The 8,266-nt window shown below is 59.3% G+C and carries 9 protein-coding genes and 1 pseudogene; 1 reads left to right on the forward strand and 9 read right to left on the reverse strand.

From position 1 onward, the window contains the following. The 3 genes and pseudogenes from AAC035_RS15445 to AAC035_RS15455 form a co-directional block, all read right to left on the reverse strand. A pseudogene (locus AAC035_RS15445) lies at window positions 1–484 on the reverse strand (histone deacetylase); the annotation flags it as partial. A 176-nt stretch (window positions 485–660) separates the two neighbouring features. Further along, window positions 661–1,866, reverse strand: coding sequence for a peptide-methionine (R)-S-oxide reductase MsrB (gene msrB / locus AAC035_RS15450; protein WP_339805705.1), 1,206 nt, complete (start codon window positions 1,864–1,866; stop codon window positions 661–663). Window positions 1,867–2,308: 442 nt separating this feature from the next. Next, window positions 2,309–2,758, reverse strand: a complete 450-nt coding sequence (locus tag AAC035_RS15455; RefSeq protein ID WP_339805707.1) for a DUF1622 domain-containing protein — start codon at window positions 2,756–2,758, stop codon at window positions 2,309–2,311. Window positions 2,759–2,975: 217 nt separating this feature from the next. Between AAC035_RS15455 and AAC035_RS15460 the strand changes: the two genes are divergently transcribed. Next, window positions 2,976–3,404: a thioesterase family protein gene (locus tag AAC035_RS15460; protein ID WP_339805709.1), complete on the forward strand. Its 429-nt coding sequence runs from the start codon at window positions 2,976–2,978 to the stop codon at window positions 3,402–3,404. An 8-nt stretch (window positions 3,405–3,412) separates the two neighbouring features. Here the strand turns inward: AAC035_RS15460 and AAC035_RS15465 are convergent, their stop codons facing one another. The 6 genes from AAC035_RS15465 to mbhE all read right to left on the reverse strand — a co-directional run. Further along, on the reverse strand, window positions 3,413–3,742 hold the full coding sequence (locus AAC035_RS15465; RefSeq protein ID WP_339805720.1) for a Na+/H+ antiporter subunit G: 330 nt from the start codon (window positions 3,740–3,742) through the stop codon (window positions 3,413–3,415). An 11-nt stretch (window positions 3,743–3,753) separates the two neighbouring features. Continuing rightward, the gene (locus tag AAC035_RS15470) at window positions 3,754–4,023 is read right to left on the reverse strand and encodes a K+/H+ antiporter subunit F (RefSeq protein ID WP_339805711.1); all 270 of its coding nucleotides are present in this window, start codon (window positions 4,021–4,023) and stop codon (window positions 3,754–3,756) included. Beyond that, window positions 4,020–4,514, reverse strand: coding sequence for a Na+/H+ antiporter subunit E (locus AAC035_RS15475; protein ID WP_339805712.1), 495 nt, complete (start codon window positions 4,512–4,514; stop codon window positions 4,020–4,022). The genes AAC035_RS15470 and AAC035_RS15475 overlap by 4 nt, the downstream gene beginning before the upstream one ends. After that, window positions 4,511–6,037: a monovalent cation/H+ antiporter subunit D gene (locus tag AAC035_RS15480; RefSeq protein ID WP_339805714.1), complete on the reverse strand. Its 1,527-nt coding sequence runs from the start codon at window positions 6,035–6,037 to the stop codon at window positions 4,511–4,513. The genes AAC035_RS15475 and AAC035_RS15480 overlap by 4 nt, the downstream gene beginning before the upstream one ends. Then, entirely contained in the window at window positions 6,034–6,372 is a 339-nt protein-coding gene (locus AAC035_RS15485) for a Na+/H+ antiporter subunit C (RefSeq protein WP_339805716.1), read from the reverse strand. The genes AAC035_RS15480 and AAC035_RS15485 overlap by 4 nt, the downstream gene beginning before the upstream one ends. Then, window positions 6,372–8,266 (reverse strand): hydrogen gas-evolving membrane-bound hydrogenase subunit E (mbhE, locus tag AAC035_RS15490; protein ID WP_339805718.1); only part of this gene is annotated, 1,895 nt, incomplete at its 5' end. The genes mbhE and AAC035_RS15485, both read right to left, overlap by 1 nt.

The following is an 8,266-nucleotide window of genomic DNA, read 5'->3' on the forward strand; positions in this document are numbered from 1 at the left end:
AGAAGACCCTGGCCCGTACCGGTTCGGCATGATGACCGGGCGGCCTTACTACCGCAAAAGCGCTGGCGGTGCGCCCCTCTACCACCGCGTCTACCGCAGCGATCGCGGTGCCGGCAGCCACCTCGGCCGCCTCGACACTACCGGGCGAAACCGCCGTGGTGTCCACGTCCAGCCAGGCATTTTTGTCTCGCAAAGAAAAGATATCGTCCAGAAAGGACGTGGTGTGAACCCGGTTTAACTGTTCCAGGGTTGCCGCCTTGCCTGGCTCGATCCGTACACCGGGAATCGGTTCCCGGGCCAGCAATTCCATGATAGCGGTTATCCGGCCCGGGTGCTCCGGATACTTCCACTGCACATTCAGCCCGGATAGAATCGTCCGAATCCGCTTGTCCAGCCGGCCGGGCAAAAAATCCATGTTGCTGTCCGGGTGGTGGGCCAGTACCCGCTCATCGTAAAAGACGGTGACATCCCGTTGTTGCACCAAAGCTTGCCCCTCCGATATGCCGTTGAAGTAAAGAGTTGACGGCAAGCCCTGGCAAAATGTTGGTGCCAGGTCACTATGACAAGCATAGTCTTATCAGAGTAAAGCACAACGAGGGTGGCAGGAGTGGTTACGGGATCGTAAGAGTGAACAGGGCGGCGGCTGTCAGCCGCCGCGGATCAGTTGGAAGCGGTACGCCGGGCTGCTGTGACTTCACCGATCAGTGCGCCGTAGCCCTGCGCCTCCATATCCTCCAGCGGGATGAACTTCATCGCCGCGGAGTTCATGCAGTAGCGCAGGCCCGTGGGTGCCGGACCGTCGCTGAAGACGTGGCCCAGGTGGGAATCGGCGTAGCGGCTGCGGATTTCGGTACGTTTGAGCAAAAGAATGTTGTCCTCTTTCTCGATCACCACGTCCGGACCGATCGGCCGGGTGAAACTGGGCCAGCCGGTGCCGGATTTGAACTGATCGCGGGAGGAGAACAACGGCTCACCGGAGACGATATCAACGTACAGGCCAGGCCGTGTTTCATCAAAGTATTCGTTCCTGAAGGGGGGCTCGGTGCCGTCCTTCTGGGTGACCCGGTACTGTTCTTTGGTCAGCCGCGCTTTCAGGGTTTCGTCGTCCGGCTTTGTGAACGTCTCCGGGTTGAAGGCGTCGACCTGCCCGGGGCTCATCCCGGTTTCACCGGACATCACCTGCCCGTCGTCAGTGTTGCCTTGCGGACGGTAGCGGGCATAGTCCACCTCCTGTTCCTCGCCCCAGACTTTTTCGATGAACTGGTAGCGACCGGAATTGAAGGTGTAGAACTTGTATCGCACAGGATTTTTCTTGTAATAATCCTGGTGGTATTCCTCAGCGTCGTAGAAGGCTTCGAAGGGTACTATCTCGATCGCCACCGGATCCCCATAGCGACCGGATGCTTCCAGCGCCTGCACCGAGGCTTCCGCCACACGCTTCTGCTCCTCGCTGTGATAAAAAATCGCCGGCCGGTATTGCTGGCCGCGATCTACATACTGGCCGTCCACATCGGTTGGATTGGCCGTACGCCAGAGTCCCTGAAGCAATCCCTCATAGGTGATGACCTCGGGGTCGTAATAGACCTGTACGGCTTCGGTATGGCTGGTACGGCCGCCGGCAACCTGCTGGTAGGTGGGGTTTTTCTCATCGCCACCGCTGTAACCGGACACGGCCTCTACGACGCCCGGCACGTTTTCCTCAAAGGCGGCTTCCACACACCAGAAGCAACCTCCGGCAAAGGTAGCCACGGCGAGACCGGGATCGTCGGGGGCGTATCCCGAATCCGACCCGCTGGAGGCGCCCGCCTGGAAACCGCTCAGCCCTATCGCTGCCGCCAGTGGTATCAGTAACAGATAGCGTTTCATAACCATAACCTCTTGCCCTTTGGATACTGTGACCAGTGTGAACGGGTTTCGTCACAGCAGCTTCTCTTATCTGTTACGTTTTGATAACGCCGGGGAGATCAGTCTGGCGTCAGGCGCCCTGGTGTTCTTCAGTAAACCCATGGCTTTGAATAGGGCCATGTCACCTTCCTCATAGTATGACCATTCATGAACTCTTTCATGTGGTTTTCCAACCTGACGGAGTAACCGGGTAGTGAAGAGTCTATAGCGAAAAGTTCACGAAACTGTCACGGGACAGAGCGTTAAAAAGACTGACTTCCGGGGCGGGCGCCCCTTCCGGACCTTCATTAAAGCGCCATTAACAAGCAATCCAGCTGCAACTCTCCGGGGCTCGAATTCCCGGTGGCTTTCATATTTTCACCTGGTGACATACTGCATTCAGGAGCACGTCCATGATCAGGCTTCAGTCCTTGAAACTTTTGGTTACCTGCGTCGTAGCGCTGGTTTTGGGCGGCAGTTGATCCTCGTCGAGACCATTGCGGGCAGAAAGCCGTCCTGACTGCGCTGATTCGTGGGTCCGCTCCATTTCCCGCTCCAGAAAATAGCTGAGTACGATACGGATCAACACCACTGCCCCGAGCATGCCGATATGCTCCCAGGCCGGTGACACGGAAGTTTTGATGATGTCAGCACCGATGAATATGTCCAGTGCCAGCAGCAGGTGTGCTCCCAGGCGTTCGCGAATGAGGGCAGTTCTGGCCACCAGAGCGGCATGGGACATTTTGCGCGTGAAGATCAGTGCAAAAAACCGGACCACCGCCTCTGCCACACCCCAGGCCACCACAAATACGCCAACAAGGCTCACGAGATAAAACAATGCCATCACGATACGGACGGTCAGATCTGAGAGCACGGAACCTCCACGCTAATCGGGGCGACAGGGTTGCAGGAGACGCCATTGTAACCGAACCGGCAAGAGGGAGTTATGTTTGCGTAAATGGAGATCGATCAGATCGGACAGATCATCGGCCCCGGGCCGTGACGTCGACCTCATGCATTCCCCCCCAAACCCCGGTATCATGGCGTCCCTTCCAAACCCCGAATTCCAACCTGATACTGGTTACCGTTCCATGGCCCGAATTGTCCTTTCCTACCCCGATGAAGTTTTCCGTTTCACCACTGAAATGCCGGTGCGTATCACCGACATCAACGGTGCCAACCATCTCAGCAACGACGCCCTGATTTCGATGCTGTCGGAGGCCCGTGCCCAGTTCATGGTGAAGATGGGCCTGCAGGAGTCCATTGAGAACGGGGTCGGTATCGTGGTGACGGATCTGGCCACCATGTACCAGTCGGAATCCTTTTTCCCGGAGATCCTGCGGTTTGAGGTGGGGGTGACGGATCTGAACAAGTACGGCGGTGACTATGTGTTCCGGGTCAGCAAGGCCCAGAGCGGGCAACCGGTGGCGCTGGCCAAGTACGGTTTCGTGTTCTTCAATTTCAGTCGCAAGGCTGTGGTGCCTCTGCCGGAAGCGTTCCGGGACATGTTCAGCGAGTAACGCCTTTGTTATTCAAACGGTTTGTTGCGGGTGCGCTCGACGATCTTCAGGCGGCGGTGCAGGGCGGCTTTGGCCAGCATGTGAGCACTGACAGGTGCGGTGGCAAACAGGAACAGGGCGACCAGGGCTTCATGTACCGATACGCCTTCCTGCTGATGACTGAAATACAGTAACGATCCTATCAGCACACAGCCGACCCCCAGAGTGCTGGCTTTGGTGGGCCCGTGCAGTCGCATGTAGAAATCCGGCAGTTTGGCCAGCCCGAAGGAACCGATCAGGGCGACAACAGCCCCTATCAACAGTAATAGCGCGATGGTCAGCTCCAGCAGCCAGGGCATTCCGGTGGTGGTCATTCGATGACATCTCCCCGCAACAGATACTTGCTCATGGCCACTGTGCTGACAAAGCCCATGAGGGCGATCAGCAGCGCCGCTTCAAACAGAAAGCCGATCCCCATGCGGATATCTGCCAGCACGATCAGCGCGATGGTATTGATCATCAGGGTATCCAGCGCCAGGATGCGGTCGGTCATGTCCGGTCCGATCAGCAGTCGGTACAGGTTCATAAGGGCCGCAAGGGCGAACAGGAGCATGGCGATGGGTACAACGAAGGCGATCATCGGAATATCTCCCTCAGGGGCCGTTCATAACGCTGTTTGATACCGGCAATAGCAGCGGCTTCGTCCTCAAGATGAAGGGCGTGTATCAGCAGCGTGCGTTTCTCCGCATTGTAATGGGTAGAGACGGTTCCGGGTGTCAGCGAGATGGTGCTGGCGAGGATGGTGATGGCGAAGTCATCGTCCAGCTCCAGTGGAAAGGTAAAAAAGCCTGGCGACAGTCTGCTGCCTGGACCCAGTATCCGGCTGGCCACGATCAGATTGGACCAGAGGATATCCAGCAGCAGCACCAAAAAGTATTTCAGCAACGGCAGCGGCCGGCTTACACGGGCCTGCTCCGGCCAGAAGTCTCGGGTCATAAACGGAATGGCAATGCCAAGTGCCAGACCGAGAAGGATGTGGCCGGGCGCAACGCTGTTCAGCATCAGCAGCCACAAAACCGTCAGGAAAACCGAGAATAGTGGGCGCGGAATCCAGTAGGCCAGAGGTTTCATCGGGCAGCCTCCTGGTAGCGGGTGAAGGTTTCCGGCAACACCGCCTGCAGATAATGCTCCGGTGCATGCAGCTGTTCGGCGGTCAGTAACAGATACTGACTGACTGGCTCTGCCATCACCGACAGTACCACGCTGACGCCGGTCATCAGCCAGACCAGTGCGAAGCACTTGCGATCCAGGGGTTTGGCGGCAACGGTCAGTTCACCGGGTTTCCAGAACCAGCTGCTGCCGGCACGGCTCATGGCGGTAATGGTCAGCAGCGCGGCCGACAGCAGTACCGCCCACAGCCAGAAGCCATCCTCTGCACCGGACGTTGCCTGCAAAATCCATAGCTTGCTGACAAAGCCGCTGAACGGTGGCAATCCGGCCAGGCTGACCGCCGCCACAAAAAACAGCGTGCCCAGCAACCAGCGGTGACCCACGGGGGAAATGCCGGTAAAACGGTCGTAACCCTGTTCCCGGTGGCGGCCCACCAGGTCGGCCAGCAGAAAGAACACGGCGGTCATGCAGGTGCTGTGGATCAGATAGAAGAGCGCGGCGGCAAGGCTGGCAGTGGTTACGAAACTGAGAGTGGCCAGCAGCGTGCCTACCGAGACAATCACCAGATAGGCAGTTTTGGTGCGCAGGCTGGCAGAGCCGAGAACACCAACACCGCCCAGCGCAAGCGTCAGCAATGCCAGTGGCCAGACCCAGCCCCAGGCGGTCTCGTTGACGGGAGATTCGCCCAGTCCGAACACCAGCAGGAACACCCTCACCATGGCGTAAATGCCGACCTTGGTCATAATGGCAAACAGCGCGGCCACCGGGGCGCTGGCGGATGAGTAGGCTCGCGGCAGCCAGAACAGCAGGGGCAGGATCGCGGCCTTGATGCCAAACACCACCAGCAGCAGCATGCTGGCGCCGGTCAGCAGGGCACGGTCATTGTCGCCTGCGCCTGCCACTTCTATGGCCAGGTCTGCCATGTTCAGGGTGCCGGTCAGGCCGTAGAGAATGCCCAGGGCCAGCAGGAACAGTGCCGAGCCCACCAGGTTGATGATTACATAGTGCAGTCCGGCCCGGCTGCGGGCGCGGCCACCGCCATGCAGCAGCAGGGCGTAGGAGGCAATCAGCAACACCTCGAAGAATACGAACAGGTTGAACAGGTCGCCGGTCAGGAAAGCACCGTTGATACCCGCCAGCTGAAACTGGAACAGGGCGTGGAAGTGGGCGCCCTGACGATCAATGCCGCGACAGGCGTAAAGCACGCAGAACAGAGCCAGTCCGGAGGTCAGCGCCAGCATCACCGCACTGAGCCGGTCCAGTACCAGCACAATGCCGAAGGGCGCCTGCCAGTTGCCGGCCTGGTAAATCAGATAGTCACCGGAGCCGGCGGTAACCAGTGCCCACACACCCAGCAGGGTCAGCAGGACTGTGCTGGTCACGCTGATGGAACGCTGACGCCCGGTTTTGTAGCGGTACACCAGCAACAGGCTGGCGCCGGCAATCAGCGGAATCAGGATCGGCAGGATCATCAGGTGGTTCATGGCCGGTCCTCGTCCGGGTTTTCCCCGTCTACGTGGTCATTGCGCAGTTCCACCGCGGCTTTCAGGGCCAGTACCACCACGAAAGCGGTCATGGCAAAACCAATAACAATCGCGGTCAGCACCAGCGCCTGCGGCAGCGGGTCTGCGCTTTCCGTGCCCAGACCAATAATGGCTGGCGCCCCGGTGGTTAACCGGCCCATGCCGAACAGGAACAGGTTAACGGCGTGGGATAACAGCGTCAGGCCCAGAATGACCGAGAAGGTCCGTGCCCGCAGCAACAGGTAAACGCCGCAGGTGGTGAGAATGCCCAGGGCCATGGCGAACAGCAGTTCCATCAGCCCACCTCCTGGCCGGGTCCGGCCACCGTCATCAGTTTGCCCAGGTTGGCCAGGATCAGCAGGGTTGCGCCCACCACCGTGGTGTAAACCCCGAGATCAAACAGCATGGCGCTGGCCAACTCGAATTCGCCGACGATGGGCCAGTCCAGGTGAGCAAAGGTGGACGTCAGGAACGGGTAGCCGAATAACCAGCTGCCAAGTCCGGTGGCGGTGGCAATCAGAATGCCGCCGCCGATCAAAGGCCGGAAGTGGGTAAGCATTCGTTCCTGTGCCCACTCCAGGCCACCGGACATGTATTGCAGGGTCAGGGCGACGGCGGTGATCAGACCGGCGATAAAGCCGCCGCCTGGCAGATTATGACCCCGCAGGAAGATATAGGCCGATACCAGCAGGGCAATGGGCAGCACAATGCGCGATACCATGCTGAGAATCACCGGATGGGCATCTGCCACCCAACGACTGTCTTCGTTGCCGGCGACCCGTTCTTTCAGGTGCAGGTCCCGGGTAAAGGCGAACACGGCGACCGCCGCAATGCCAAGAACCGTAATCTCCCCAAGGGTATCGAAACCCCGGAAATCCACCAGAATCACATTCACCACGTTGGTGCCGCCACCACCGGAAACGCTGTTGGCCAGGAAGAATCCGGATATGGTTTCCTGGGGGCGGGTCAGTATTGCAAAGCTGAACAGCGCTACTCCGAGCCCGGCCAGGCCTGCCAGCAGCAGGTCCCGGCCGCGCCTTTCTGTCGACGATTCTCGCGGTGATTCCTGAGGCAAAAAGGACAGCGCCAGCATCATGATGACTACCGCCATGACTTCCACCGACAATTGGGTCAGGGCCAGATCCGGCGCCGAAAAGCGGGCAAAGGTCAGGGTTACGAACAGGCCGGTGACCCCCACCATGATCAGGGCCCGCAAACGCTGACGGTGCAGCATCACCACGCCGATGGCTGACAGCGCCAGAATCAGCGCTCCACCGCTGCTCAGCAGATCGGGCCGGGTCAGTGCCACCTCACCCTGCCAGGCCGGAACCTGCAGTACGGCGAGACCCACCAGGGTGATGGCGGTCAGGATCAGGAACGCCAGATAACGTTGTAGCGAGCCATTTTCCAGCTGGTAGACCCGGTTCTGGGACAGCCGGATGGCCTGACGTAGGACCCAGTCGAAAATTTCCTTGGCGTCCACTTCCGGCAGCCGGCTGTGAATCCGGAACAGGGGGGTGCGGGCAAGATAGAACAGCAGGCCGCCGGTCATGGCAATCAGACTCATGATCATCAGCCGGCTGTCGCCACCCAGGCTGTTGAAGTCAAATACCGGCAGCGTAAGCTGGCGAGCCGCATTGACTGCCGGGTGCACCAGGCGATCGTAGACTTCAGCCGGTACCAGGCCGATGTACAGCGAGATGAACACCGGAATCGCAATGGGCAGCAGTGCAGCGGAGCGGGGCTGGCGGGGCGGCCATTTGGGCAGGTCCACAGGCCGGCCGTTGAAAAAGACGTTGTGGAAAATGCGAATCGAATAGGCCACCGAGAATAACCCGGCCAGGGTTACCCATACCGGAATCACCGTGACCGCCCAGTCGGGTGCAGTAAGCTGCAGGCTTTCGGTCATCAGCATTTTTTTGCTGAGATAGCCGCTCATCAACGGCAATCCGGCCATGGCTGCGGCGGCAATTCCGGATAGCACCATCAGTGCCGGCATATAACGCCACAGTCCGTTGATTTTGCGCATGTCCCGGGTGCCGGTGATCTGGTCCACGTAGCCGGCCATCATGAACAGCGGCGCCTTGAACATGGCATGGCAGACCAGATGGAACAGGGCGGCGTTCATGGCAGCTGGGGTACCCAGACCCAGCAGCAGGGCGATCATGCCCAGATGGGAAATGGTGGAAT

The organism is uncultured Marinobacter sp., from assembly GCF_963974375.1.
GTDB lineage: Bacteria > Pseudomonadota > Gammaproteobacteria > Pseudomonadales > Oleiphilaceae > Marinobacter.